The organism is Nocardia sp. NPDC102475 (assembly GCF_055584605.1).
Map to the genome: position 1 here is coordinate 43,164 of NZ_JBVJLS010000018.1, position 25,627 is coordinate 68,790.

A 25,627-nucleotide genomic window follows, 5' to 3' on the forward strand; every position below is an offset into this window, starting at 1 on the left:
TGGATTGTCAATACCGAATATCACCCAGTGAGGGTCGCTCGATTTCTTCGAATTTCTGCGGTAAGCACCGACTAGAACGCGTTACAGTTTCTGCAGGCACATGCGTCAGGAGGACAAAGAATGGCCGACGATCCCGATCCCACCGCGCGACGGCAGTTGACCGTCAGCGCGCGGGACCTCGACACCCTCGCCGAGGATCTGTCCCGGTGGCTGGACGGCAAGGTCCACGCGGATCACCCGCCCAGGATTTCGGCGCTGTCGCGGCCGCAGGGTGCGGGGATGTCGAGTCCGACGGTGCTGTTCGACGCCGAATGGACTGTGGACGGGCGCGCGGACGGCGGTTCGTTCGTGGCCAGGATGACACCGGAGGCCGACTCGTTCCCGGTCTTCGAAAACTACGACCTGGAGCTGCAATACCAGATCATGGCCGGGGTCGCGGCCGCCTCGGCGGTGCCGGTCCCCGAGCTGTGCTGGCTGGAAACCGACGAGAAGCCGCTCGGCACAAAGTTTTTCGTGATGCGGCGCGTCGATGGGCGGGTGCCATCGGACAATCCACCGTATGTGTTCATCGGCTGGCTCTTCGACGCGAGTCCCGAGGAGCGGGCGGAATTGACCGCGAAGACCGTCGAGGTCATTGCGAAGGTGCACGAAATCCCCGATCCGGCAACGCGATTCCCGATGCTGGACGGTTCCGGTCAGGCACTGCGCCGACATGTCGAATGGCACCGCAACTGGTACCGCTGGGCATTGGCCGATGACGGCTACCCGATTCCCCTGATCGAGCGAACCTTCGACTGGCTCGACGCGCACTGGCCCGCCGATCCAGGTCCGGACGTACTGAGTTGGGGCGATTCGCGACCGGGCAATATCCTCTACGACGGCTTCACCCCGGTCGGTGTACTCGATTGGGAGATGGCCGGACTCGGCCCGCGCGAATTGGATATCGCCTGGGTCATCTTCATTCACCGCTTCTTCCAGGACCTTGCCACCCGCTTCGATCAGCCCGGACTGCCGGACTTCCTGCGGCGCGCGGATGTCGTCGCGAAATACGAGGAGACCACCGGATATACGGTTCGGGATCTCGACTTCTACATCGTGTACGCCGCACTGCGGCACGCGATCGTGATGGCCAGGGTCAAGCGCCGGATGATCCACTTCGGCGAGGACACCGACACCCCCGATCGCGACGACTACGTGATGCACCGAGCAAGCCTGGAGGCGCTGCTCGACGGAACCTACGAATGGGATTGACCATGCCTGCGCCCCTCGATGAATACCCCATCCACCAGACCCACCTGTCCATGTCCCGAGTCGCCAGCAGCGACCGGAACTTCTACGACCGAAGCTATTTCAACGGTCACGACCGCGACGGCGGCACCTTCTTCGTCACCGGCGGCGGGGTGTATCCGAACCTCGGGGTGATCGACGCGTACGCCTGCGTTCGACGTGGCGACATCCAGCGCACGGTCCGCTTCTCCGACGCGCTCGGCGATCGCGGCGTCGACCTGCGCGTCGGCGGCTACCGCATCGAGGTGCAGGAACCGCTGCAGCGGATCCGGGTGATCTGCGAGCACGATGCCCTCGGCTTCGACCTCACCTGGCACGGATCCTTCCCCACCGTCGAGGAACAACCGCATCTGATCCTCAACGGCAACCGCCCGATCATCCAGGCCACCCGGTTCGCACAGGTCGGCTCGTGGGAGGGAACACTGCACGTCGACGGCACGGATCTCCCCGTCGACCCGGCCGTCTGGATGGGCACCCGGGACCGCTCCTGGGGCATCCGCCCGGTCGGCGAACCCGAGCCGCCGGGCCGGGCCGCCGCCGAACCGTCCGGCGGATTCTGGTGGATGTACGTGCCGCTGCGCTTCGACGATTTCGCCATCGTGCTGATCCTGCAGGAGGAACCGGATGGCAAGCGCACCGTCAACGACGCCGTCCGCATCTTCCCGGACGGTCGCACCGAACAGCTGGGGTGGCCGCGCTATCACATCGAATATCGCTCCGGTACAAGGCATCCCATCGGCGCACGGCTGGAGATGACCACCCCGGACGGTAAGCCGTTCGAGGTCGAAGTCCGGACCGTCACCAATATCCCCCTGCACGTCGGCTGCGGATACGGCGGGGACCCGGACTGGTTGCACGGTCGATGGATGGGTCGCGACTGGTCCTCGAGCAGCAGTTATGACCTCACCGATCCGGCCATCGCGGGGCGCATCCCGTTCGGGGTCATCGATCATGTCGCGCACGCGCGCTGCGGGGATTCCGAGGGGTGGGGCCTGTTCGAACACGGAAGTCTCGGGCGGCACGATCCGACCGGGTTCGCCGACTGGGGTTCGGTCGCGTCGTAGGGTTTTCGGCTCGTCGGCCGTGCCGACTCGGGACGTTCGATGGGCTTCCCGCGACTGAGAACTGGCCTGCTGGCGGGCGCGCCCGATCCCTGGCACCATGCCGCTCCACCGGCGAAACATCTTGCTGAACAAGGTGATTCGGCGGAAGCTTGGTCTGGTTGCGTAAGCGACCGATCGTCCATACCCGTGCCAACGGGTCGGCACCGCCCGAGGGGTCATCATGACAAGTCTTCCCGCATTCCCCGCCGCCGACGAAAGCCCGCTCGACACCTGCATTCGGCTACAGCAGACCGCGCCCGTGGTCGAAGTGGAATTCCCGGGCGGCGTGCCCGCCTATTTGGCGTTGACGCACAACGCCGTTACGGAAGTCCTCGCCGGCGACAACAAGACCTTCGCCAGGGACCCGAAGCATTGGCCCGCGCTATACGACGGATCGATCCCGCAGGACTGGCCGCTACGGGCCATCGTCCAAGGCGACCACCTGTCGACGAAGGATGGCGAGGATCACCGTCGGCTGCGTGGTCTGGTCGGTAAGGGATTCACGCCTCGACGGGTTCAGGCAATGGAACCGCGCATCCAGGAGCTCATCGACAGTCTGTTGGACGAGGTGATCGCCACAGGTGACGGAGTGGATCTGGTATCGACCTTCACCGACGCACTGCCGATGGCGGTCATCGCCGAATTGTTCGGTGTGCCCGAAGCAGACCGGCCACGGCTGCGGAAATGGACCTCCACTCTGTTGGCGCATACCACCCCGCCGGAGGTGGCGTTCGCGACGCAGAACGAACTCGGGACTTTCCTGCACGAATTGGTGCAGCGCAAGCAACAGGAACCCGGCGACGACCTGACCTCGGATCTGGTGCAGGCCCGAGATGCGGGCGATCGGCTCACCACCGACGAATTGGTCGGCGTGCTCTGGCTGATGCTGATCGCCGGTCACGAGACCACGGTGCATCTGCTCGGTCACGCCGTCGTCGCACTGCATCGGAACCCCGATCAGCTGGCAGTGGCCAAGGCCGAAGACCGTTGGGCCGATGTGGTCGAGGAAACGCTGCGGTACCGCCATTCGGTGATGATGACCAGCTACCGGTTCACGCTGACCGAGGTGACGATCGCCGGGGTGACCATTCCCAAGGGGAATGCGGTCGGAGTGGTCTATCAGGCGACCGGCGTCGATCCGGAGAAGTACGGCGCGACGGCGAACCAGTTCGATCTCACCCGCGTACAGACCGGCCATCTCGGCTTCGGACACGGAGCGCGCTACTGCATTGGCGCACCGCTCGCCCGATTGGAGAGCCGACTCGCCCTCGCCTCGCTCTACCGGCGGCTGCCCGACCTGCGGCTCACCATCGATCCGGACGACATTCCCTACTCGCCGTCGTTCTTCACCATCGGCCCGTTGTCCCTGCCGATCGAATTGGGAAAGGTGTCCTGACTCTCGTTATGTCAGTGGCGATTTCGGGGTGAGCGCGGCCGCGATCACTATTCCGTCGACGGTCCGCTTGGGAATAACGAGCGGACCGTCGGCGGCCAGTAGCGCGGCCGCCTCGGCGACGCTGGCGGTGCCGAGTGCGTCATCGGTGCGTGCCGAGGGATTCGGAACATCGACCTGTGCGAGCTCGGCCGCTGTGAACGTGCGGACCGAGACGCCCAAACGATCGGCGGCATCACGAAGTTCTTCCGCACGTCGATCGATGGTCGCGAGACAAGCAATGGGCTTGTCGCCCAGTACTTCTCGCAGCGCATCGAGAATCCGTTCGCTCGACGTGCCGGGGCGAAACCCGAGCCCGACGCACGTCGGTTCGGCGGTTCGAGACGCCGACGTGTCAGACGGCGGCACGGGTGCGGGCGTAGTCGGCGGCTGCCGTGACGAAACGGCTTGTGGCTCTGGGGTTTCCGGCAGGATGGGTGTGCAGGTAGGAGGCGTGGACACGGTGGAGGAGAGCACCCTCGCGGATGCGGTCGCCTGCGGTGTGCCAGCCCCAGGCGGGAGTATCGGTGCCGGTGGTGACCAGGCGGGTGCGGTGGAATTCGTGGCCGCGCACCCGCTCTCCCGCGCGCCATAGGGCGGAATCGGCCAGCGCCACGGCATCTCGATAACCGAGGGTCAGGCGGGGGCCGAATTCGGCTGTCGCATCGACCACACCCGCCATCGGGTGCCCATCCAGCGAGCGGCAGAGATACAGGAGTCCGGCACATTCGGCATGCACCGGAAGGCCCGCCCCGGCCCGCTCGGCCACCTGCGCCAACAGCCGATCATTGGCCGCCAATGCCGCCGCGTGCTCCTCCGGAAACCCGCCGGGCAATACCAAACCGGCTGTCCCTGTGGGAAGTTCATCCCGCATCGGATCGAAGACCACAACCCGCGCTCCTGCGGCCTCCAACAACTCCCGGTGCTCCGCATACCCGAATGTGAATGCCGGTCCGCCAGCCATCGCGATCACAGGATCGAGCCCGGCCCCTGCGAACGTCGGCGTCGCACGATTCGCGCGTTCTGCGGCTGCACGCGCTTTCTCACCGACCCCCGCAGGAACTGCAATGGCAGTGTTGTTGCCACCCTCGGCATTCGAATGACTCTCGGCACCCGTATACGCGCTGGTCACGTCTACGGCGATCGCTTCGTCCACGCTCGGCGCGACCGCGGTGATCGAGTCTTCGGATTCGCGGACCGCGGTTACCGGATCCCAGGCCGGGGCGGTGACGGTCGAGCGGGCGAGGCGGGCGATGGCGGGGAGGTCGACGTGGGTGGCGACGAGGTCGGTCATTGCTTCGACGGCGGCGGTGGCGGCGTGGCCGTGTTCGACCGCGGGGATGAGGCCGAGATGGCGGGAAGGGACCTCGAGTTCGGCCATGCGCGGTAGTGATCCGAGGACCGGGAGGCCGACTCGGTCGCAGGCGGCGCGCAGCACCTGGTCGTGACGCTCGCTGCCGACGCGGTTCAGGATGACGCCGCCCAAGCTGATCGCGGTGTCGAAGGTGGCGAAGCCGTGCAGGAGTGCGGCGAGGCTTTGACTGTGGCCGCGGGCGTCGACGACCAAAATCACTGGGGCGCCGAGCAATCCGGCGACCTGCGCGGTGGAACCCTCGGCGATCGGTGCGGCGTGGTTCTCGTCGATGCGGCCGTCGAACAGGCCCATTACGCCCTCGACCACCGCCAGATCACACCCCTGGGCGCCGTGGCGGTACAGCGGAACCACACGTTCCGCGCCGACCAGCACCGGATCGAGATTGCGACCGGGCCGCCCGGCCGCCAACCCGTGATACCCCGGATCGATATAGTCCGGCCCCACCTTGAACGGTGCCACCCGATGCCCGGCCCGCCGCAGTGCGCCGATCAAACCGGTCGCCAATGTCGTCTTCCCGCTGCCCGAAGCGGGCGCGGCGATCACCACCGCCGGAGCCTGCCCCGCGCTCACGACCGCCGCACACTTTCGCGGGCTTCGCACCCCACACCGTGCACGGAGCCCGACACGGAGTGCCAATTGCCCGATCCCCGGCGCCAGACCGCACTCCAAGAAATCGAGCGATCACAATGCACTCGGGCACACGAACGCGAAGTACCGACCCGCGGCAGCTTTCGGTAGGTCGGGTGATCACCATGCGCTGGTGCAGGCAAACCCCGAGTACCAGCCTCCACCAATGCATTCTCGAGCGGCTCCGCGGTGGGTGAGGTCACCATTCGATGCCTCGTTGGCCCTTGCGGCCTGCGTCCATGGGGTGTTTGATCTTGGTCATTTCGGTGACGAGGTCGGCGGCGTCCAATAGGGGTGCGGGGGCATCGCGGCCGGTGATGACCACATGCTGGTTGCCCGGGCGGGTGCGCAGAGTTTCGACGACCTCGTCTACATCGACCCAGCCCCATTTGAGCGGGTAGGTGAATTCGTCGAGGACGTAGAAGCGGTGCTGCTCAGCCTGCAGCCTGCGCGCGATCTCGCGCCACCCGGCCAGCGCGGCGGCGGCATGGTCCTCATCGGTGCCCTGCTTGCGGGTCCACGACCACCCCTCGCCCATCTTGTGCCATTCGACCGGCCCACCGATACCGGTCTCCTCGTGCAGGCTGCCGAGAGTGCGAAAGGCAGCCTCCTCCCCCACCTTCCACTTGGCACTCTTGACGAACTGGAATACCGCAATATCGAATCCCTGATTCCACGCCCGCAACGCCATCCCGAACGCGGCCGTCGACTTCCCCTTCCCCGGCCCCGTATGCACCGCGAGCACCGGCAAATTCCGCCGCTGCCGCGTCGTCAGCCCATCATCCGGAACCGTCTCCGGCACACCCTTAGGCATCGAAACTCCTTGATAGCCCATTGATCAGAACGTCCACACCCGCCGCACCGCCATGCGCTACGGGTTCGGTAGGTAGATCCGCCACGATCAGGCGGCTCGTGTCACGCCGGGGCGACCGGAACCGGCGCGGACGACGTCAGCGACCAAGTCGCCGGTCAGTTCGGCGAGTTGGAGGTAGCCTGCGCGGAGGGTGCGGGCCAGGTCGGCGGCGAGGCCGAGGCGGACCATGCCGCGTTCGCAGTCCACGACGATCGAGGTGATCGCCTCGGCGGCAAGCAGATTCGCGGCGGCGCGGGCGCGGGGCACCGGATCGACGCCGCCGGTGGCGCGGCCGTCGGTGAGCAGGACCAGCATCGGGCGGCGGCGCGGATCGCGGACGCGTTCGCGGTGCACGACCTCGCGGGCCTTCAAAAGCCCTGCGGCGAGTGGGGTTTTACCGCCCGTGCGAATACCGGATAGGCGGCGCACCGCGATATCCACCGAGGAGGTCGGCGGCAGGACGAGTTCGGCGTCCAGGCCACGCACGGTGATCACAGCGACCTTGTCCCGCCGCTGGTAGGCGTCGCGCAGCAAAGCGACGACCGCGCCGGTAACCGCCGATAGCCGGTCGCGCGCCGCCATGGATCCGGAGGCATCGACCACGAATACCACCAGATTGCCTTCGCGCCCTTCGCGATACGCACCGCGCAGATCCTCGGCGGCCAGTTTCAACGGGCCGTCGACTCGGCCGCGGGAGTGCTGATGCGGTGCGGCGGCGAATACGGTGCCGAGTAGGTGCAGGCCGCCGGAGGTATCGGTACTGGACCGCACCGTGCGCCCCTGCCTGGTCTGCGCGCGCGAACGGCGACCTGCAGCGCCCTCACCTACGCCGGGCACCTCCCAACGCGGCGGTGTCACAACGGATGTCGCGGGCGAGCCGATACGCCCGTCGCGCGCGGACGGTGACTGCCCGCCGCCAGGGGAATCCGGACCATCGCCGCCGGGGGCTGGTGCACCCGGACCTCCAGGGCCTGGACCGCCATCCGGATCGTCGTCCGGGCCACCGTTAGTGGGACCACCATCCCGTTCGTTCGCATTACTCAACGCACTATCGACGTCGCTGGGGCGGCCGTCCGGACCACCAGGCGAACGCCCATCGTTCGACCCGCCGTCGTCGAGATCATCCCCCGCAAGATCCTCAGCCCGGTCCTGCTCCGATTCCGTACGCTCGCTGGACTTTTCCGCCTCTTCCCCCGCCGCACGCATCGCCTCGTCCAGCTGCTCTTCGCTGATCCCGGGCTCATCGAACGGATCCCGCCGCCGCCGATGCGGCAATGCCAACTCGGCCGCAACCCGCACATCCGCCTCGGCCACCGCGTCCGCCCCACGCCAGGCCGCATGGGCGGTAGCGGTCCTGGCAACCACGAGGTCCGCCCGCATCCCGTCCACATCGAATGACGCACACAGCGCGGCGATCCGCCGCAACTCCACATCATCGAGCGCGACGGACGCGACCCGCTCGCGGGCGGTGAGAATCCGCTCGGCCACTTCCCGATCGGCCGCGGCATAGCGTGCGGCGAATCCGGCGGGATCCGCCTCGTAGTCCAGCCGACGCCGCACCACCGACATCCGCATGTCCACGTTCCGCGAGGCCGCGACATCGACGGTGAGCCCGAACCGGTCCAGTAGCTGCGGCCGCAGCTCACCTTCCTCCGGATTCATGGTGCCGACCAGCACGAACCGTGCCGGATGCGAATGCGAGACGCCATCGCGCTCGATATGCACCCGCCCCATCGCGGCGGCATCGAGCAGCACGTCAACCAGGTGGTCGTGCAGCAGATTCACCTCGTCGACGTAGAGCACGCCGTGATGCGCGGCCGCCAACAGTCCGGGCCGGAACGCCTGCTCGCCGTCGCGCAGCACCCGCTCCAGATCCAGAGAACCGACCACTCGGTCTTCTGTGGCCCCCACCGGCAACTCGACCAGCCGAGCGGGCCGCGCACCCGTCTCATCGACAATGGGCGGCAGCAATTGCGCAAGCGCCCGCACCACAGTCGATTTCGCGGTTCCCTTCTCCCCGCGCACCAAGACGCCGCCGATCCCGGGATGCACCGCACACAGGATCAATGCCAGCTGCAACCGCTGCTGCCCCACCACCGCCGAGAACGGAAAGCCCGCATCACCATCAGCACCGGGACGCGCCCCGGTCAGCGAAGAGGCATGCGGCGCGTTTTCGGTACGGGGCAATGACACGCCCCAACTCTATTCGCGCCACAATGCCAGCCCGGCAGCACCCTCCGCGTGGGATCTACCCCCTACGCATGGGCAGATGCATGATGCCGTCTTCTTCGAACTCGTCGCCGTCGGGTTTGAAGCCGAACTTGGCGTACAAGTCGACCAGGTAGGTCTGGGCACTCAGGCGCACCGTCGCCGAACCCGCCTCGGCGAGCGCAGCCTGCACCAGCCGGGTGGTGTACCCGTGCCCGCGCGCCGAAACCGACGTGCACACCCGGCCGATGCGGAAAGATTTCACACCGTTCTCGTGCTCCTCGGTCAACCGCAGCGTCGAGATGATCTCGCCCTCGTCATCGAGCCAGAAATGGCGTGTCTCCGGCAGCAGGTCGAAACCGTCCAGCTCCGGGTACGCGCATTTCTGCTCGACGACAAACACTTCGACGCGAAGCTTCAACAGCTGGTACAGGGTGGCGGTGTCGAGATCAAGCGCCCAGGACCGTTTGAGTGCAACCGTTGACATCATCGCGTCTTGCTATCACAACTACGCGATCGGCGCGACCCCTGGGTGCTTCGGCGTGTTGTCCGACACACCGTTCAGATTCAGGGTTTTGGTCGACCAATCCCAGACTTCCTGGAACAGCGCCTGGTTCTCCGAGAGCTTCACGCCCAGCGAGGGCACCATTTCCTTCAGCTTCGGCGACCAGTCGTCGTACTCGCGCGGGAAGCACCGCTGCAGCACGTCGATCATGGCGCTCACACCGGTCGACGCGCCGGGTGACGCGCCGAGCAGACCCGCAATGGTGCCGTCTTCGGCGGCGACGACCGCCGTGCCGAACTCGAGCACACCGCCCGCACCCTTGCGCCGGATGACCTGCACGCGCTGCCCCGCGGTGATCAGCTCCCAGTCGTGGCCGTCCGCGCGCGGAATGAACTCCTCCAGCGTGGCCACCTTGCCCGCCTCGGATTTGAGCAGCTCGCTGACCAGGTACTTGGTCAGGCCGAGTTCGGTGACGCCGACGCCGAGCAGCGAGAAGATGTTGTTCGGCTTCACCGACTTGAACAGATCGGTGTTCTTACCGTCCTTGAGGAACTTCGGCGTCCACCCGGCGTACGGGCCGAACAGCAGGCCGGGACGGCCCTTGATGATGCGAGTGTCCAAGTGCGGCACCGACATCGGCGGTGCGCCGACGGCGGCCTTGCCGTAGACCTTGGCCTTGTGCTTGTAGATCAGATCCGGGTTGGTGCAGCGGATGAACTGACCGCTGATCGGGAAGCCGCCGAAACCCTTGGCCTCCTTGATGCCCGACTTCTGCAGCAGCGGCAGCGCACCGCCACCGGCGCCGACGAAGACGAATTTGCTGATGAGCGTGCGGGTCTGGCGAGTACGCAGGTTGCGCACCTTGGCCAGCCAGGAGCCGTCGGACTGCTTGGTGAGGTCGCGCACCTCGTGACCGAAGGCCAGATCAACGCCGGAGCGGCCGAGGTAGGCCAGCAGTTCGGTGGTGAGCGAACCGAAGTCGATATCGGTGCCCTCATCGGTCCAGTTGAGCGCGATCGGATCGGAGAAGTCGCGGCCCCTGGCCATCAGCGGCAGCCGCTTGGCGAATTCGTCGGGGCTGTCGATGTATTCCATCGTCGAGAACAGCGGATGCCGCGACAGCGCCTCGTACCGCTTGCGTAGGTAGTCCACATTGTCCGCGCCGTGCACGAAGCTGACGTGCGGGATGGGGTTGATGAAGGCGGAGGGATCGCCGAGGATGCCGTTCTCGACACCGTAGGACCAGAATTGGCGCGAGACCTGGAAGCGCTCGTTGATGTCGATGGCCTTGCTGATATCGACCGAGCCGTCCGGATTCTGCGGGCTGTAGTTCAGTTCGCACAGTGCGGAGTGTCCGGTGCCCGCGTTGTTCCACGGATCGCTGCTCTCGGCGGCGGCCGCGTCCAGCCGCTCGAATAGGGAGATCGACCATTCCGGCTGCAACTGCCTGAGCAGTGCGCCGAGAGTGGCACTCATGATGCCGGCACCGATGAGTACTACATCGGTCTTTTCAGTCATGGCAGCGTTCGGCACGGGTAGATCGACTTCCTTGTCCTTCTGCGCACGCCCACCCCCACGGTGGGCCTGCTGGGCACGGGCGCTATGTGGTTGTTGCGAGTCCTGCGTGACTCGGCGAGGTGTAGGTTACCCGCCGTTCACCTAGCCCAATTGTGCACCTCACCTGTTCGAAGTCCGGCAACGAACCTACCGAATGTGACATAGATTCCTTCCTGGGTTCGACCTTCGAAACGGCCCTGACGTCGCTGACCCTTTCGAGTGACCTGCAAGCAGTCACTACGGTTAGATTGATCCCTGTGACGAATGAAGCTTCGCTCAGCGTGTCCGATATCACCGCCCCGGCAGCCGAGCGATGGCGGCCAGATGTCCTCGGTGCGGGCTATGAGCAGCGCAGTCTGCCGCTCGGTCCGGACCCCGATGGTGAGGGCGAGGCCGTCGCGACCCTCGTTCGCTACACCCCTGACACCGGTGCCGCCGCCACCGAACCGGCGGTGCTCTACGTGCACGGTTTCACCGACTACTTCTTCCAACAGCATCTGGCCGAACATTTCACCGGACGCGGGCATCGCTTCTACGCCCTGGATCTGCGCAAGTGCGGTCGCTCGCTGCGCGACGGCCAGACGCCGCACTACGTCACCGATCTGGCCCTCTACGACGCCGAGCTGAACGAGTCGCTGCGCATCGTCCAGGAGGAGGCGGGCGACAACGTGCTGCTGGTCGCGCATTCGACCGGCGGACTCATCGTGTCGCTCTGGCTGGACCGGCTCAACAGGGCGAAGGGCACGGCCAAGTCGGGCATTGTCGGGCTGGTGCTCAACAGCCCCTGGTTCGATCTGCAGGGCCCGTCGTACTACCGGACCATCGGCACCCCGGTGATCAAGATGCTGGGCCGGTTCCGGTCGATGTTCGAACTACCCGGCAACAAGATCAGCTCCTACGGCGACAGCCTGCACCACAGCGTCGCGGGCGAGTGGGACTACAACCTGGATTGGAAGCCGTTGGCGGGCTTCCCGGTCCGGCTCGGCTGGCTGCGCGCGATCCGCAACGGGCACGCCCGGCTGCAGGCGGGGCTGTCGGTCGGCGTGCCCGCGTTGATTCTGCGTTCGCGCATCACGAAATTCGCGCGCACGTACGGTCCGGCCGTCGACGTGGCAGACGCGGTGCTCGATGTGCGCCAGATTCAACGCTGGTCGGGCTGCCTCGGTGATCGGACCAATATCGTCCCGATCGACGGCGCCCGCCACGACGTCTTCCTGTCCTCGGCCGAACCGCTGGCCAAGGCTTTCGCCGAACTCGACAGCTGGCTGGACTGGCTAGCGGCCTTCCATCGGAAGACCGCCGGATCACCAGAGGCTGGTGCGTAGCACGATCTCGGTGGCCAATTCGTGGTCGGCCTCGGTCGCCACATTGTCGACGTCGATCTCCACGACCCGGAATTCGCCGTAGACGTAGCGACCGGAGGCATCCGCGACCGAACGCGGCAGATTCTTGGTTACCAGTACGGTGGCGGCGAGCTCCACCGGCCGACACGTGGGGTCCGCGACCGTGCCGTCGGCGGCCGGAATCGCGGGATGGCCGCGATCGGCGACGACAAGGCTGATGAACCGGCCGAAACCGCCCGCGCAGACCTGCCAGCCCAGTTGCGCGCCCGCGCCGCGTCCGGCGACATTCACCCAGGGGATGCCGAGTTCGTCGAGGATGGCGTGCACGCCCGCCGGATCCAGGTCCGCTATCGATTCCACCGCAATGGTGCGCAGGTCCGAGGTGTGCAGCCGAGCGCACACCTGGGCGTAGACGTCGACCGGATCACCGGCATCGGGCAACAGCAGCACGCTGTGCCGAGACTCCGGGCCGTCGACCCGTACGGTCCATGCCCGGTCACCGACCGTGATCCGCCGAGATTTCATGCCGAAGTACGGTACACGCCCGAATTGAACGGCACCGCGTGTCAGTTACCCGCGAGTCAGGAACGTAAACATTTCGATGGGTGTACGGGCTGGTCAGAGTGATGTGCTGCCGACTCCCAGGCCGGAGACGATGGTGGGGAGATCAACAGGTGCACCGTCAGCGAGCAGGCGTTCGATATGGGTGATGTCGAGGTGCTGTTCGATCAGGTCGGCGAGCAGGTCGAGTTGAGACGAGCGGATCGCCGCTACCGAAGAATTTTCGGCGACGACGAAACCGTGCCGTCCGGCGCGGGCGGCGACCTCGCGGAGCCAGGAGCGACGGAACTCATCCGATTCCAGCAGGCCGTGCAGGTGGGTGCCCCAGATCGCGCCGCGCGCAGTGCCCTCTGCGGTCGGCGAGCTGTCCAGCTCCAGCCAGGCCGGATCACCGCTGTGCTCGACGCGACCATGATGAATCTCGTAGCCGTGCACGGGAATTCCGTTACCCCGTCCGGTGCTGCGCCGCAGCACCTTCGGGTCGGCGAATTCGATTTCCAGATCGAGCAGACCCAAACCCGTGACCGTCCCCGCGTCCGATTCGACCCGGTCGACGATACGACTCCCGAGCATCTGATATCCGCCGCAGATGCCGAGGATCGGCCGCCCGGATGCGGCTCTGGCCTGTAGCGCATCGGCAATTCCGGTGCGCCGCAACCACTCCAGATCCGAAACGGTCGCCTTACTGCCCGGCAGCACCACCAGATCGGAATCGGCCAGCCGGGACGGTTCGCCGACCCAGCGCACCGCGACACCGGGCTCACAGGCCAGCGCTTCGACATCGGTGGAATTGGAGATGCGCGGCAGACGGATCGCGGCTACCGTGAGCCATTCGGCGCCGACCGGCGGGCTGGGGCGGCCGACCGGCGCGTCGGCGACCGTGCCGAGCGAATCTTCGGCGTCGATCCACAGTTCGTCCGCGTAGGGAATGACGCCGAGTGTGCGGCGTCCGGTCAGCTCGGTGAGCCGGTCGAGTCCGGGACGCAGCAATTCGACATCGCCGCGGAACTTGTTGACGATGAAGCCGGAGATCAGTTGCTGGTCTTCAGGCTCGAGGACGGCTACGGTGCCGAACAGGTGCGCGAGCACGCCGCCGCGGTCGATATCGCCGACCACGAGCACCGGCAGTCGCGCCGCCTGGGCGAGCCCCATATTCGCCAGATCGGTGGCGCGCAGGTTGATTTCGGCGGGCGAACCGGCGCCCTCGCAGATCACCACATCGAATTCGGCGCGCAGCGAATCCAGTTCGGCGGCAACGACTTCGCGTAGGTCCCGGCGACGCTGGAAATAGTCACGCGCGCCGACGGTGCCGATGGCCTTGCCGCGCACCACGAGTTGGGAGCGTCGGTCGCTGCCGGGTTTGAGCAGGATCGGATTGAACCGGACACTCGGCTCGAGCCCGCACGCCGCCGCCTGCAGGGCCTGCGCGCGACCGATCTCGCCGCCGTCGAGGGTGACCACCGAGTTGTTGGACATGTTCTGCGCCTTGAACGGCGCGACTCGAACGCCGCGCCGGGCGAGCATGCGGCAAAGTCCGGCCACCACAACGCTTTTCCCGGCGTCGGAGGTTGTTCCGGCGATCAGCAGCGCGCCTTTCAATGCGCTGGTCACGGCGCAAGCCTGCGCGGTCCATCCGTCACGGCATGGTGAGAATTTCGGCGCCCGTGCCGGTCACGACCCAACAGCGCGAGCTTCGAACTGCACGGTCCATCCGTCACGGCACGGCGAGAATCTCGGCGCCCGTGCCGGTCACGACCCAACAGCGCGAGCTTCGAACTGCACGGTCCATCCGTCACGGCACGGTGAGAATTTCGGCGCCCGTGTCGGTCACGACCAGTGTGTGTTCGAACTGCGCCGTCCACTTGCGGTCCTTGGTGACCACGGTCCAGCCGTCGTCCCAGATTTCGTAGTCGATACCGCCGAGGTTGATCATCGGCTCGATGGTGAAGGTCATGCCCGGCTCGATCACCGATTCGATGGCGGGCTGGTCGTAGTGCAGGATGACCAGGCCGCTGTGGAAGGTGGGGCCGACGCCGTGCCCGGTGAAATCGCGCACCACGCCGTAGCCGAAGCGGTTGGCGTAGGACTCGATGACGCGCCCGATCACATTGAGCGCCCGGCCCGGCCGAACCGCCTTGATGGCCCGCATGGTCGCCTCGTGCGTGCGCTCGACCAGCAGTCGCACTTCCTCGTCGACATCACCGGCCAGGAAGGTCTTATTGGTGTCGCCGTGCACGCCGTCGATATAGGCGGTCACGTCGATATTGACGATGTCGCCGTCCTCGATCACCGTCGAATCCGGAATGCCGTGGCAGATCACCTCGTTCAGCGAGGTGCAGCACGACTTCGGAAAACCCTTGTAGCCCAAGGTCGATGGATACGCGCCGTGGTCGCACATGTATTCGTGCGCGATGCGGTCCAGCTCATCGGTGGTGACACCGGGCGCGACCGCCTTGCCGGCCTCCTCGAGCGCCTGCGCCGCGATCTTGCCCGCGATCCGCATCTTCTCGATGGTCTCGGCCGTCTGCACCCAGGGTTCACGGCCCTCGTTCACGGTCTTCTTCCACGCATACTCCGGGCGCTCGATCGAGCGCGGAACCTCACGAGTGGGCGAGAGCGTGCCGGGAACAAGCGGCTGGCGGGTACGCACTGACATGGAACAAGAGTATCCGCACCGGTCATCGGGCACTGTCCTTGCCCGAGCCGCGAACGCGCGGTCAACCGAAGGAATAGTTGCGGACCACGGTCCGTTTAGACTAATGGTTGACGTAGAAACTTCACACGAACAGGACTCGAGCTGTGGAACTGGGACTCACGACTTTCGCGGAGCTGTACCCGGTCGGCGACCGACCGGCGCCCACCGCGGCCGAACGACTGCGCGAGGTGGTGGACGAGGCGGTCGCCACCGAGCGCGCCGGACTCGACGTCTACGGCGTCGGCGAACATCACCGCAAGGATTTCGCGGCATCCGCGCCGGCGGTCGTTCTGGCCGCGATCGCGGCACGGACCGAACGCATCCAGCTGACCAGCGCGGTCAGCGTGCTGAGCTCGGACGATCCGGTACGGATGTACCAAGATTTCGCCACGCTGGACGGTCTCTCGAACGGTCGCGCCGAGCTGATGGCCGGACGCGGTTCGTTCACCGAGAGCTTTCCCTTGTTCGGTTACGACCTGAGCGATTACGACGAGCTCTTCGAGGAGAAACTGGCGCTGCTGCTGCACATTCGCGCGGACGAGCCGGTTACCTGGAACGGCAAATTCCGTGCCCCGCTGCGCGATGCGGTGATCTACCCGCGCACCGACAACCGGCCGCTGCCGGTCTGGATCGCGGTGGGTGGCAGCCCGGAATCCGTGGTTCGCGCCGGACTTCTCGGCCTACCGCTGGCGATCGCGATCATCGGCGGCCAGCCCGCACGTTTCAAGCCGCTGGTGGATCTGTACCACCGGGCACTCGAAGAGGGCGGCCACGAGAAGCAGCCGGTGGCGGTGCACGCGCACGGCTATATCGCCGATACCGACGAACAGGCCGTCGCCGACTTCTACGCGCCGTATGCCGGGGCGATGAGCACCATTGGGCGCGAACGCGGTTGGGGCCCGATGACCCGCGCACAGTTCGATGCCCTGCGCTCCCAGAGCGGTTCCCTCTTCGTCGGCACCCCGGACTACGTCGCGGAAAAGATCACCGACATCCGCGACACCCTCGGCCTGGACCGCTTCATGCTGCACACCAGCGTCGGCACCCTGCCGCACGAAAAGGTGCTACACACTATCGAATTGCTCGGCGCGAAGGTCGCACCGCAGGTGCGCTGAAGGACCCTCACGAGGTCAGGACATTCTCCTGGTGCCGTGGTTGCGGTGTCGGAAGCGCGGTGAGAATTCCCAAATCGGGTCGCGCGCAGGCGTAGAAGCGGTCTCTGCCTTCCGACGCCGTCGCGAGTGCCAGTCCGACGGCCTCCGCGGAGACCGACTGATCGGTGTGCAGTACTCGCAGGTCCCACACCTTCTGCTGCCAGGTCCGCGCCGCCGCCACGGTCGGACCATCGGCGAGCAGGAGTATCGCTTCGAGCAGATCAGCGCGGGCATCTTCGGCCGCGACCAGCATCGGCCAACCTTCCGACAGCTCCAATGTTTCATGCCCCGGCCACAGTTCCGGATGTCTGGCCGCCGCCATCTTGATATGCAGCCGAACCTCGTGCTTGATGGCCGCGGCGAAGGCGACGTACGCCTCCCGCCGAGCGCCGTCCCATCGTGTCGCATGCTGGCGGTCCCACTGCAAGCGGTCCTTGCGGATGTTGAAGTAGTAACCGATCCAGGCCGAGGTGGCGCCGGTCACGATCGCGATCGCAGCACTGTAGAGGGCAAACACCGGCCCAGCGTAGTTGGCCGACCATCCACGCGCGCAACAGATCTCGGCCTCAGCGGTCGCACTCGCGCCGCGCGATACGGAGGCTAGAGCCGTCGCGGCGAGCAGTGGATGTAGCCCAGGGGCCTATCCGCCGAGTTGCGCTTCGAAGGCGATGCGGTCGCCCCGGTAGAGCGCGCGGACGCGTTCGACGGGCGCACCCTGTTGGTCCACGCTGCGCCGGTGCAGGAGTAGCAGCGGCAGAGCCGTAGTGCACTCCAGCAGGGCCGCCTCACGTGGAGAGGCCAGGACGGTTTCGATGCGTTCGGTGGCCTTGCCGAGTACCACGCCCGAGGCGCGCACGGCAGCGTAGAGCGATGTCGTCGGATCGTAGGTATCCCGTAGGTGGCCGAAGCGGTCGAGAGGCATGAAGGTGCTCTCCAGGCCGATGCGTTCGCCGTCGGCGAGGAGTACGCGTTCCAGGTGCATGACCGGGGCGCCCAGGGTGAGCCCGAGGTCACGGGCGGTATCGGCGTCGGCGGGGACGTCCTCCCAGCCGACCAGCAGCCGACCCGGCACACGGCCGTGACTGATGGCCCCCTCGGTGTAGGAGCGCAGCGACAGCGGCTGCACCATCTTCGGCCGGGACACCACCGTCCCCCGGCCCTGGCGGCGGATTCGGCCCTCCACCAGTAGATCTCGCAGCGCCTGCCGGACGGTTTCGCGGGCGACCTCGAATCGAACGGCGAGGTCGCGCTCGGAGGGGACGGGGTCACCCTCCTCCAGATCGGTCAGCAGCTGCTCGAGTTCGGTGCGCACCAGGTACGACTTCGGCAGCCGCGGCGCCGAATCGATACGCCCGCCGCGCATTTCATCGGCCCCGGCTCTCGTCGCACCTGATGTGTCCATACCGTCAGCCTACCCCGGATTGGTCTATACCAATTGTTAACCCAGCGTTCGCGCGCGCAACACTCCTTGGTCTAGACCATTGCGCATCATGTATTCATGCGATTGGTCATCATCGGCGGCGGAATCCTCGGCACCGCGCACGCCCTGGCCGCCGTCGGCCGTGGTCACGAGGTCGTGCAGCTGGAGCGGGAGCCCGAGGCACGCGGTGCGACGGTGCGCAATTTCGGCCTGGTGTGGGTTTCCGGACGCTCGGCCACCGAACTGGACTTCACACTGCGCTCCCGGCAACTGTGGGAGGAAATCGGCGGCAAGGTGCCCGGTGTCGGATTCCGGCCCGCCGGATCGATCACGCTGGTGCGCACCCCCACCGAACTCGCGGTCGCCGCGGCCGCCGCGGCGAGCCCGCATGCCGGAGCACGCGGCTTCGAACTGCTCGAACCCGAACAGGTGCGCGCGATCAATCCGGCCTTGCGCGGCAAATTCCTTGCCGGACTGCACTGTTCGACCGATGCCGCCGTGGAATCCCGGCAGGCACTGCCCGCGCTGCGCGCCTATATGACCGCATCGGACCGCTACGCCTTCCATGCGCGCACCGAGGCGCGTCAGGTCACCGATACCGGTTCCGGCGCAATGGTTCTCGACGATCAGGGCCGCACCTTCGAGGCGGATCTCGTGTTGGTCTGTCCGGGCGCCGCGCATACCGGCCTGACCCGCGAGCTCGTCGGCACCATCCCGGTGCGCCGGGTCCGGCTGCAGATGATGCAGACCGCGCCGCTCGGCGAACCGCTGACCACCGCGATCGCCGACGGCGACAGCTTCCGCTACTACCCGGGCTTCGCCGGTCCGGAGTTGGACATGCTGAACGCGGAGCAGTCGCAGGCCGCGATCGCCGCCGAGCACAGGATGCAGCTGCTGTGCGTACAGCGCTTGAACGGCGGTCTCACCATCGGCGACACCCACGAATACGAGGAGCCCTTCGCCTTCGATGTGGAGGAGGCGCCGTATGAACACCTCACCGCCGTTACCGAGGAACTGCTGGGACGCAAACTCCCGCAGGTGGTGCGGCGCTGGGCGGGCGTCTACAGCCAGAGCAGCGATCCGGCCACCATCGTGACCCGTGTGAAGGCCGATACGCACATCTGGATCGTCACCGGTCCGGGCGGCCGCGGTATGACCCTCGGCCCCGCGATCGGCGCGGAAACCGCCGACCTGCTGAATCTTTGAGGAGCATCGTGTCGGATAAGAACATCACCCTCGCCGTCCTGGATATGGCGGGCACCACGGTCGCCGACGGCGGACTGGTACTGCGCGCCTTCGATGCCGCCGCGACCAGTGCCGGTATCGAAACCGAAGGGCCGCAACGTGATAAGGCCCGCCAGTATGTGCTCGACACCATGGGCCAGTCGAAGATCGCGGTCTTTCGCGCCCTGCTCGGCGACGAGGAGCGCGCACGGGCCGCCAACCTCGCCTTCGAGGCCGCCTATGACGCACTGATCGACGAGGTCGATATCACTCCGATACCCGGTGCGGCCGAGGCGATTTCCGCACTGCGCGTGGCCGGAATCAAGGTCGCGCTCACCACGGGCTTCAGCCGCACTACTCGGGATCGGCTGCTGAATGCGTTGGGCTGGAACGACATCGCCGATCTGACGCTGGCCCCCGCGGACGCCGGACGCGGACGCCCATACCCCGATATGGTCCTGACCGCGCTGCTGCGGCTCGGCATCGATGCCGTGGATCAGGTTGCGGTACTCGGTGATACGACCAGCGATATCGCCAGCGGTCTGGCCGCCGGTGCGCGAATTGTCGCGGGGACGCTGACCGGCGCACATAACGCAGCGCAGTTGCGTGCGGCGGGAGCCACCCATGTGCTGGCCTCCGTGACCGAATTCGCGGACTTGATCCTCGACCGAACCTGATCGCCCCGAATCCCCCGTCCCTTCGATTCCACACCCGACACGAACCGAAAGTTGCAGTCATCGTGCGTACTTCGAACACGCAGGGCCGTCTGGCACGCACCATTTCCCGGACCGCGCTGGCCGTCACCGCCGTCACCGCCGTCGCGCTCACCGCGGCCTGTGGCGGCACCGGCACCGACAGCGGCGGCGGCAAAACCATCACCGTGTACTCCGCCGACGGTGTCGGCAGCTGGTACACGACCCAATTCGACGAATTCAAGAAGAAGACCGGCATCTCGGTCAACCTGGTCGAGGCCGGTTCGGGTGAGGTGGTCAACCGGGTGGACAAGGAGCAGTCCAACCCGCAGGCCGATGTGCTGGTGACGCTGCCGCCGTTCATTCAGAAGGCGAAGAGCTCGGGGTTGTTGCAGGACAGCGGAATCGACACCAGCTTCGTCGCGGCCGGCGATAAGGATGCCGACGGCAAGTACGTCACGCTGGCGGGCAACTACCTGTCCTTCATTGCCAATCCGTCGGTCGACACCAGCAACCTCACCTGGGACGACCTGCTGAAGCCGGAGTTCAAGGGCAAGCTGCAGTATTCGACGCCGGGTCAGGCCGGTGACGGCACCGCGGTGCTGATCCTGCTGCAGAATCTGCTCGGCAAACAGGGCGCACTGGACTACCTGGCCAAGTTGCAGGCCAATAATGTCGGCCCGTCCTCGTCCACCGGCAAGCTGCAGGCCAAGGTCGACAAGGGTGAGCTGGTTGTCGCCAATGGCGATGTCCAGATGAACCTCACCACCGTCAAGGATAAGGGCTCGAAGTTCAATATCTTCTTCCCGGCCGCCGCCGGCGGTAAGCGCTCCACTGTCGCCGTGCCGTACGTAATGGGCCTGGCCGAGGGCGCTCCGCACCAGAGCGAGGCGAAGCAGCTCATGGAGTTCCTGCTCTCGGCCGACGCGCAGAAGTCGCTGCCCGACACCTTCGCGGTGCCTGCCCGCAAGGAGCTGCGTGATGCCCCGGCGACCGGTTCCGGTCCCTCGGCCAGCGCCGTGCTCAAAGGGGTCGAAGTCGTGAATGTCGATTGGACCAAGGTGCTTTCGGACCTGGACACCGATGTGGTGGCTTACAACAAGGCAACCGGGCAGTAGGTCCACTGAAACCGAGGAGCCGAAATCATGTCCGTCGGTGACGCGCATCCCAGGTCGGTAATCGCAGCCGAAATGACCACCACCGCAATCGAACCCGCGATTGTGTTCGACCGGGTGGGGGTCAGCTACGGCCGCGGCCGCAAGACAACGGTCGCACTGACCGATTTCAATCTGCGCGTCGCCGCCGGTGAGACGGTCGCGCTCCTCGGACCGAGCGGCTCGGGCAAGTCGACCGCACTCGAGGCGCTGGCCGGATTCGTCCGGCCGACCTCGGGTGCGGTGCGGCTGGCTGGGCGCGACGTCACCGACCTGTCGCCCGCCAAGCGCGGGATCGGTGTGGTCGTGCAGTCGTATGCGCTGTTTCCGCATATGCGGGTGCACGACAATGTGGCGTTCGGTTTGAAGGCACATCGGGTGCCGCGCAAGGAGATCGACGGGCGCGTCGCCGAGGCGCTGGCAATGGTCGGCATGGCCGCCTATGCGAAGCGGCTACCCCGCGAACTGTCCGGTGGTCAGCAGCAGCGGGTGGCGATCGCGCGGGCGCTGGCGATCCGGCCGAGGGTGCTGCTGCTCGACGAACCGCTGGCCGCGCTGGATGCCCAGTTGCGGCAGTCGATGCTCGGTGAGTTGCAGCAGTTGCGAAAGGCATTGCCGGATACGGCGATGCTGTATGTCACCCATGATCAGGCCGAGGCGCTGGCCTTGGCGGATCGGATTGCGGTGATGCGTGATGCCCGGCTGGTCGATATCGACACCGCCGAGAATCTGTGGCGGCGGCCGCCGAGTGACTTCACGGCGGCTTTCCTCGGTGGCGCAAACCTGTTGCCCTGCATCGTGAATCGGGTATCGGGCGCCACAGCGCTGGTTACCGTCGGGACTTTTACGCTGCGGGCCGAGGCACCGGATATCCCCGGCGGTTGGGGCGTGGACGCACCCGGATTGCTTTGTGTGCGTCCGCATACTGTGCAGATCGGTGCCACCTCCGAGCGGAATGCGGTGCGCGGCACCGTTGTATCGAATGTGTGGCGTGGAGCTTCGACGCGATTGCGGCTGACGGTCGACGGATTGGGTGACGAGATCACCGCCGATATGCCCGGCCATCTCGATACCGAGGTCGGCGGGATCGTCGGCGTGCGGTTCCCCGACCCGGCGGGAGTTCTGATTCCACCGACCATCGGTGCGGCAGGGACTTCGGCCGCGCACGAGCCAGGCGTGCCGAAATGAGGGGCGGCACGATTCCGGCTCGGTGGGGCGCCGTGTTCCCCGTTATCAGGGGACATCTCCGCTGTCCCGGCGACGACCAGAGCCCAACCGCCGAGTGGGTGCCGGTCTTCGCCGGGACCACGGTGGGACTCACCTCGACGGGCATATCGGAGCCGGGCGGCAGTGAGGCTCAGGCATGAGCACTTCTGCCCTGCTCGAACCACAGCTCACCGAGAACGCTCCGCCAGTTCAGCACAATTGGCGGCCGGTGCTGTGGACCCTGCCGCCGCTACTCGTGGTGCTGCTCATCGCGGTGTATCCGATATTGCGGGTACTCGCCGAATCGACCGAGACCGAGGACGGTCGGGGGACGGCCGTCTGGTCGCAGGTGCTCAGCTCGGAATCGTTCCGTAATGCGTTGTGGCGCACCATTTCCATTGCGGTCTGCTCGACCGCCGGGTGTCTGGTGCTCGGCACGTTTCTCGCGATTGTGCTGGCATTCGTGCCGTTTCCCGGTTCGGCGCTGGTCGGCAGATTGATCGATACGGTGCTCACGCTGCCGTCATTCCTGATCACCTTGGCCTTCACGTTTCTGTACGGCACTGCCGGTGCTGTCAACGCGCTGATCGCCAGGATCGCCGGGGACAAGACGCCGGTGCTGGATTTCCTGAGCACACCGCTCGGTGTGATCCTCGCCGAGATCACCTTCTTCACGCCGTTCGTGGTCCGCCCGCTCCTGGCCGGATTCACTCAACTGCCGCGCGAACAATTGGATGTAGCGGCCAGCCTGGGCGCATCGCCGTGGCGGGTGCTGCGTCAGGTGGTCATGCCGGAGGCATGGCCCGCGCTGGCGGCGGGCGGCAGTCTCGTACTCCTGTTGACGCTCAACGAATTCGGCATCGTGCTGTTCACCGGCGCGAAGGGCGTGACAACCCTACCCGCGCTGATCTATACCCGCGGCATCGTGACCTTCGACCTGCCGGGCGCGGCAGTACTGGCCTCGGTGCAGGTGCTGCTGTCGCTGAGCCTGTATATCGGGTACCGGCTGATCTTCGCCCGGCTCGCCGGCCGCGTCGGAAGGGAGAGCTGACCATGCTGGTCTGGACGCGTCGTGGCCGGGGAATCGTGTTGGCTGTTTTCGCGCTTGTCGTGGTCGTGGTGTTCGTCGCGCCGATCGCCACGGTCGTCGCGGCGGCGCTGGCGGGCAGTTGGACCGGTCCGCTGCCCTCGAATCTCGGACTCGCCAACTTCCGTGCGGCGCTGTCCGGCCAAGAGGCCGCGAGTCTTTCGGTCAGTCTGCAGACCGCACTGCTCTCCGGCGGGGTCGCCCTGATCCTGGGTACCTGGGCCGCACTTGCCGCGCACGAGGCCCCGGGCTGGTGGCGCAAACTCACCGACGCGGTCTTCCATCTGCCGGTGGCGGTGCCGTCGGTGGCCATCGGTCTCGGCGTGCTTATCGCCTTCAATGAGCGGCCGCTGCTGCTCGGTGGCACCAAATGGATTGTCATCGTGGCACATTCGGTGCTGGTGCTGGCCTACGCCTTCAGCGCGGTCTCGGCCGCACTCGACCGGCTCGATCCCGCCTACCGGCAGGCCGCGGAATCCCTCGGTGCGGGTCCGGTTCGCGTGCTGATCCAGGTGACGGTGCCGCTACTGCTGCCCGCGCTCGGCGCTGCCGCGGGTTTGGCGATCGCGCTGTCGATGGGCGAGCTCGGCGCGACCGTCATGGTTTATCCGGCCACCTGGAAAACATTGCCGGTCACCATTTTCGGGCTCACCGATCGCGGTGCGGTATTCGACGCGGCCGCGAGTACCTGCCTGCTGTTGGCGGTGACGCTGATCGCCTTGGTCGTCCTCGGTCGGCTGCGTGGTCGCGCCGCGCTGCGCTGAGCACCATACGATGGCTCCATGTCAGCACTGCCCCTGATCTTCACCGCGGGCTGGGCGAGTGGGGTCAATGCCTATGCAGTGGTCCTGCTGCTCGGCATCTTCGGCGTGACCGGCCTGTCCGATGAGGTACCGGAGGCACTGCAGCGCACCGATGTACTGATCGCGGCCGGTGTGTTGTTCCTCATCGAGGCCGTCGCGGATAAGGTCCCCTATCTCGACAGCTTCTGGGATGCGGTGCACACCATCGTGCGCCCGGTATCGGGTGCGGTTGTCGCGGCACTGCTCGCCGGCCAAGACGGTTCGCTTCCCCAGCTGGCGGCCGGTGCGGTCGGCGGAACCACCGCCCTGGCAAGCCATCTCGTGAAGGCCGGAACACGGATGGCGATCAACACCTCGCCGGAGCCCGCGAGCAATATCGTCATGAGCCTCATCGAGGATCTGACCGTCGGCGGCATCGTCACCATCGCGATCTTCCACCCGGTCGTCGCGGCCGTCTGCGCGGGCACACTGCTGGTGATCGGCTTGATCCTGGTCTATCTGCTGGCGAGCCGAATCCGCCGCTACCGCATTCGCCGCAGACAACATCGCGAGGCCAAACGCGCGGCGGCCGTCTAGGCGGGTTTGCGCCACACCAACGAGTAGCGCCAGAAGACCAGCCGCCGCACCCGCGCACCCGGCAGAACCGCCGCGACCCGCGCCCGCACCTGCCGCGTCGTCAGCGGCGGATCGAGCACAACCGGCATGACATCATGGGTCTCCTCGATCGCATACCAACTTCCCCGCCCACGCGCCCGAAGAATCCGAAACACCATCCCGAACAACCGATGCCCGATCACCGCCACCAACTCGACGGGCAATTCCCGAAGCAGATCGGGCCGCGGCAATGCCACCGCAGCGATCACACCACCCGGCCGCACCGCCCGCGCCAACACCGGCAGCACCTCATCGAGCGGCATATGGTGCAACGTGCTGATCGACACGATCGCGTCATAGGCGCCCACGGCCAGCGGCTCCGTCAGCACATCCCCGAGGATGCAACCGACATTGTCCGGCGTCGCCTGCTTCGCGGCATCGATCATCACCGGTGACCGATCGATCGCGTCGACCTGCTCCACCCGCCGCGCAAGTTCCCCCGCGAAAGCCCCGGCCCCACAACCGACGTCCAACACCCGAGTACACGGGGTGGGCAGCTGCCGTATCAGAAACCGTTGGTAGTACGCGTTGTGACTCCACTTGAACTTGCTCATCAAGCACACCCTGCCACGCGTCTGCCGAAAGTACTTCCGCGCCCGAAATTATGTTCCGGTCGCGGCGAAATTCCGTTGCGGAGCAGAGGTTATCGATCGGGTGCGCCGCGGCGTGGCGGCTGATCGACACTGA

At 66.3% G+C, this 25,627-nt stretch carries 24 protein-coding genes; 12 read left to right on the forward strand and 12 right to left on the reverse strand.

Annotated elements, in window-relative coordinates:
• The first annotated feature begins 120 nt into the window (after positions 1-120).
• From ACZ60G_RS29125 to ACZ60G_RS29135, 3 genes are all read left to right on the forward strand, one after another.
• Positions 121-1,251, forward strand: a complete 1,131-nt coding sequence (locus ACZ60G_RS29125) for a phosphotransferase family protein (protein WP_465813911.1) — start codon at positions 121-123, stop codon at positions 1,249-1,251.
• A gap of 2 nt (positions 1,252-1,253) precedes the next feature.
• On the forward strand, positions 1,254-2,351 hold the full coding sequence (locus tag ACZ60G_RS29130) for an Rv3169 family protein (RefSeq protein WP_465813913.1): 1,098 nt from the start codon (positions 1,254-1,256) through the stop codon (positions 2,349-2,351).
• 220 nt (positions 2,352-2,571) lie between these two features.
• Positions 2,572-3,786 carry a cytochrome P450 family protein gene (locus ACZ60G_RS29135; RefSeq protein ID WP_465813914.1) on the forward strand — a complete coding sequence of 405 codons (1,215 nt, stop codon included), beginning with the start codon at positions 2,572-2,574 and terminating at the stop codon, positions 3,784-3,786.
• Between the two features lie 6 nt (positions 3,787-3,792).
• Here ACZ60G_RS29135 and ACZ60G_RS29140 read toward each other — a convergent pair whose 3' ends face one another.
• The 6 genes from ACZ60G_RS29140 to mqo form a co-directional block, all read right to left on the reverse strand.
• Positions 3,793-4,191: a cobalamin biosynthesis protein gene (locus ACZ60G_RS29140; protein WP_465813916.1), complete on the reverse strand. Its 399-nt coding sequence runs from the start codon at positions 4,189-4,191 to the stop codon at positions 3,793-3,795.
• Positions 4,178-5,767, reverse strand: coding sequence for a cobyrinate a,c-diamide synthase (locus ACZ60G_RS29145; RefSeq protein WP_465813918.1), 1,590 nt, complete (start codon positions 5,765-5,767; stop codon positions 4,178-4,180). Before ACZ60G_RS29145 ends, ACZ60G_RS29140 begins: the two co-directional genes overlap by 14 nt.
• A 256-nt stretch (positions 5,768-6,023) precedes the next feature.
• On the reverse strand, positions 6,024-6,638 hold the full coding sequence (cobO, locus tag ACZ60G_RS29150; RefSeq protein ID WP_465813920.1) for a cob(I)yrinic acid a,c-diamide adenosyltransferase: 615 nt from the start codon (positions 6,636-6,638) through the stop codon (positions 6,024-6,026).
• Between the two features lie 87 nt (positions 6,639-6,725).
• A complete protein-coding gene (locus ACZ60G_RS29155; protein WP_465814170.1) occupies positions 6,726-8,828 on the reverse strand; it encodes a VWA domain-containing protein in 2,103 nt (700 codons plus the stop codon).
• Between the two features lie 97 nt (positions 8,829-8,925).
• Positions 8,926-9,375 (reverse strand): GNAT family N-acetyltransferase, encoded by a 450-nt coding sequence (locus ACZ60G_RS29160; RefSeq protein ID WP_465813922.1) that lies wholly within the window; start codon positions 9,373-9,375, stop codon positions 8,926-8,928.
• An 18-nt stretch (positions 9,376-9,393) separates the two neighbouring features.
• Positions 9,394-10,908 carry a malate dehydrogenase (quinone) gene (mqo, locus tag ACZ60G_RS29165; protein WP_465813924.1) on the reverse strand — a complete coding sequence of 505 codons (1,515 nt, stop codon included), beginning with the start codon at positions 10,906-10,908 and terminating at the stop codon, positions 9,394-9,396.
• Between the two features lie 296 nt (positions 10,909-11,204).
• On the opposite strand from mqo, the gene ACZ60G_RS29170 reads away from it, so the two are divergent.
• Complete coding sequence (locus ACZ60G_RS29170; protein ID WP_465813926.1) at positions 11,205-12,272, forward strand: alpha/beta hydrolase; 1,068 nt, start codon at positions 11,205-11,207, stop codon at positions 12,270-12,272.
• On the opposite strand, the gene ACZ60G_RS29175 is transcribed toward ACZ60G_RS29170, so the two are convergent.
• From ACZ60G_RS29175 to map, 3 genes are all read right to left on the reverse strand, one after another.
• Positions 12,252-12,815, reverse strand: coding sequence for an alpha/beta hydrolase (locus tag ACZ60G_RS29175; protein ID WP_465813927.1), 564 nt, complete (start codon positions 12,813-12,815; stop codon positions 12,252-12,254). The genes ACZ60G_RS29170 and ACZ60G_RS29175 overlap by 21 nt on opposite strands.
• 93 nt (positions 12,816-12,908) lie before the next feature.
• Positions 12,909-14,450: a cobyric acid synthase gene (locus ACZ60G_RS29180; protein ID WP_465814172.1), complete on the reverse strand. Its 1,542-nt coding sequence runs from the start codon at positions 14,448-14,450 to the stop codon at positions 12,909-12,911.
• A gap of 193 nt (positions 14,451-14,643) precedes the next feature.
• A complete protein-coding gene (gene map / locus ACZ60G_RS29185) occupies positions 14,644-15,507 on the reverse strand; it encodes a type I methionyl aminopeptidase (protein WP_465813929.1) in 864 nt (287 codons plus the stop codon).
• Between the two features lie 143 nt (positions 15,508-15,650).
• On the opposite strand from map, the gene ACZ60G_RS29190 reads away from it, so the two are divergent.
• Positions 15,651-16,661, forward strand: a complete 1,011-nt coding sequence (locus ACZ60G_RS29190) for an LLM class flavin-dependent oxidoreductase (protein ID WP_465813931.1) — start codon at positions 15,651-15,653, stop codon at positions 16,659-16,661.
• A 7-nt stretch (positions 16,662-16,668) separates the two neighbouring features.
• Here the strand turns inward: ACZ60G_RS29190 and ACZ60G_RS29195 are convergent, their stop codons facing one another.
• Both ACZ60G_RS29195 and ACZ60G_RS29200 read right to left on the reverse strand, forming a co-directional pair.
• Positions 16,669-17,217: a hypothetical protein gene (locus ACZ60G_RS29195; RefSeq protein WP_465813933.1), complete on the reverse strand. Its 549-nt coding sequence runs from the start codon at positions 17,215-17,217 to the stop codon at positions 16,669-16,671.
• A gap of 123 nt (positions 17,218-17,340) precedes the next feature.
• Complete coding sequence (locus tag ACZ60G_RS29200) at positions 17,341-18,063, reverse strand: GntR family transcriptional regulator (protein WP_465814174.1); 723 nt, start codon at positions 18,061-18,063, stop codon at positions 17,341-17,343.
• A gap of 135 nt (positions 18,064-18,198) precedes the next feature.
• On the opposite strand from ACZ60G_RS29200, the gene ACZ60G_RS29205 reads away from it, so the two are divergent.
• The 7 genes from ACZ60G_RS29205 (at position 18,199) to ACZ60G_RS29235 (ending at position 24,862) form a co-directional block, all read left to right on the forward strand.
• Positions 18,199-19,326, forward strand: coding sequence for a TIGR03364 family FAD-dependent oxidoreductase (locus ACZ60G_RS29205; RefSeq protein ID WP_465813935.1), 1,128 nt, complete (start codon positions 18,199-18,201; stop codon positions 19,324-19,326).
• Positions 19,327-19,334: 8 nt separating this feature from the next.
• Positions 19,335-20,021, forward strand: coding sequence for a phosphonatase-like hydrolase (locus ACZ60G_RS29210; protein ID WP_465813937.1), 687 nt, complete (start codon positions 19,335-19,337; stop codon positions 20,019-20,021).
• Positions 20,022-20,083: 62 nt separating this feature from the next.
• The gene (locus ACZ60G_RS29215) at positions 20,084-21,154 is read left to right on the forward strand and encodes a 2-aminoethylphosphonate ABC transporter substrate-binding protein (protein ID WP_465813939.1); all 1,071 of its coding nucleotides are present in this window, start codon (positions 20,084-20,086) and stop codon (positions 21,152-21,154) included.
• Positions 21,155-21,181: 27 nt separating this feature from the next.
• Positions 21,182-22,378 (forward strand): ABC transporter ATP-binding protein, encoded by a 1,197-nt coding sequence (locus ACZ60G_RS29220; protein ID WP_465813941.1) that lies wholly within the window; start codon positions 21,182-21,184, stop codon positions 22,376-22,378.
• Positions 22,379-22,553: 175 nt separating this feature from the next.
• Positions 22,554-23,447, forward strand: coding sequence for a 2-aminoethylphosphonate ABC transporter permease subunit (locus ACZ60G_RS29225; protein ID WP_465813943.1), 894 nt, complete (start codon positions 22,554-22,556; stop codon positions 23,445-23,447).
• 2 nt (positions 23,448-23,449) lie between these two features.
• Positions 23,450-24,247, forward strand: a complete 798-nt coding sequence (locus ACZ60G_RS29230; protein WP_465813945.1) for an ABC transporter permease — start codon at positions 23,450-23,452, stop codon at positions 24,245-24,247.
• Between the two features lie 18 nt (positions 24,248-24,265).
• Entirely contained in the window at positions 24,266-24,862 is a 597-nt protein-coding gene (locus ACZ60G_RS29235; RefSeq protein ID WP_465813947.1) for a DUF4126 domain-containing protein, read from the forward strand.
• On the opposite strand, the gene ACZ60G_RS29240 is transcribed toward ACZ60G_RS29235, so the two are convergent.
• Positions 24,859-25,494 (reverse strand): class I SAM-dependent methyltransferase, encoded by a 636-nt coding sequence (locus tag ACZ60G_RS29240; protein WP_465813949.1) that lies wholly within the window; start codon positions 25,492-25,494, stop codon positions 24,859-24,861. The two genes, ACZ60G_RS29235 and ACZ60G_RS29240, sit on opposite strands and share 4 nt — an antisense overlap.
• Positions 25,495-25,627 lie beyond the last annotated feature (133 nt).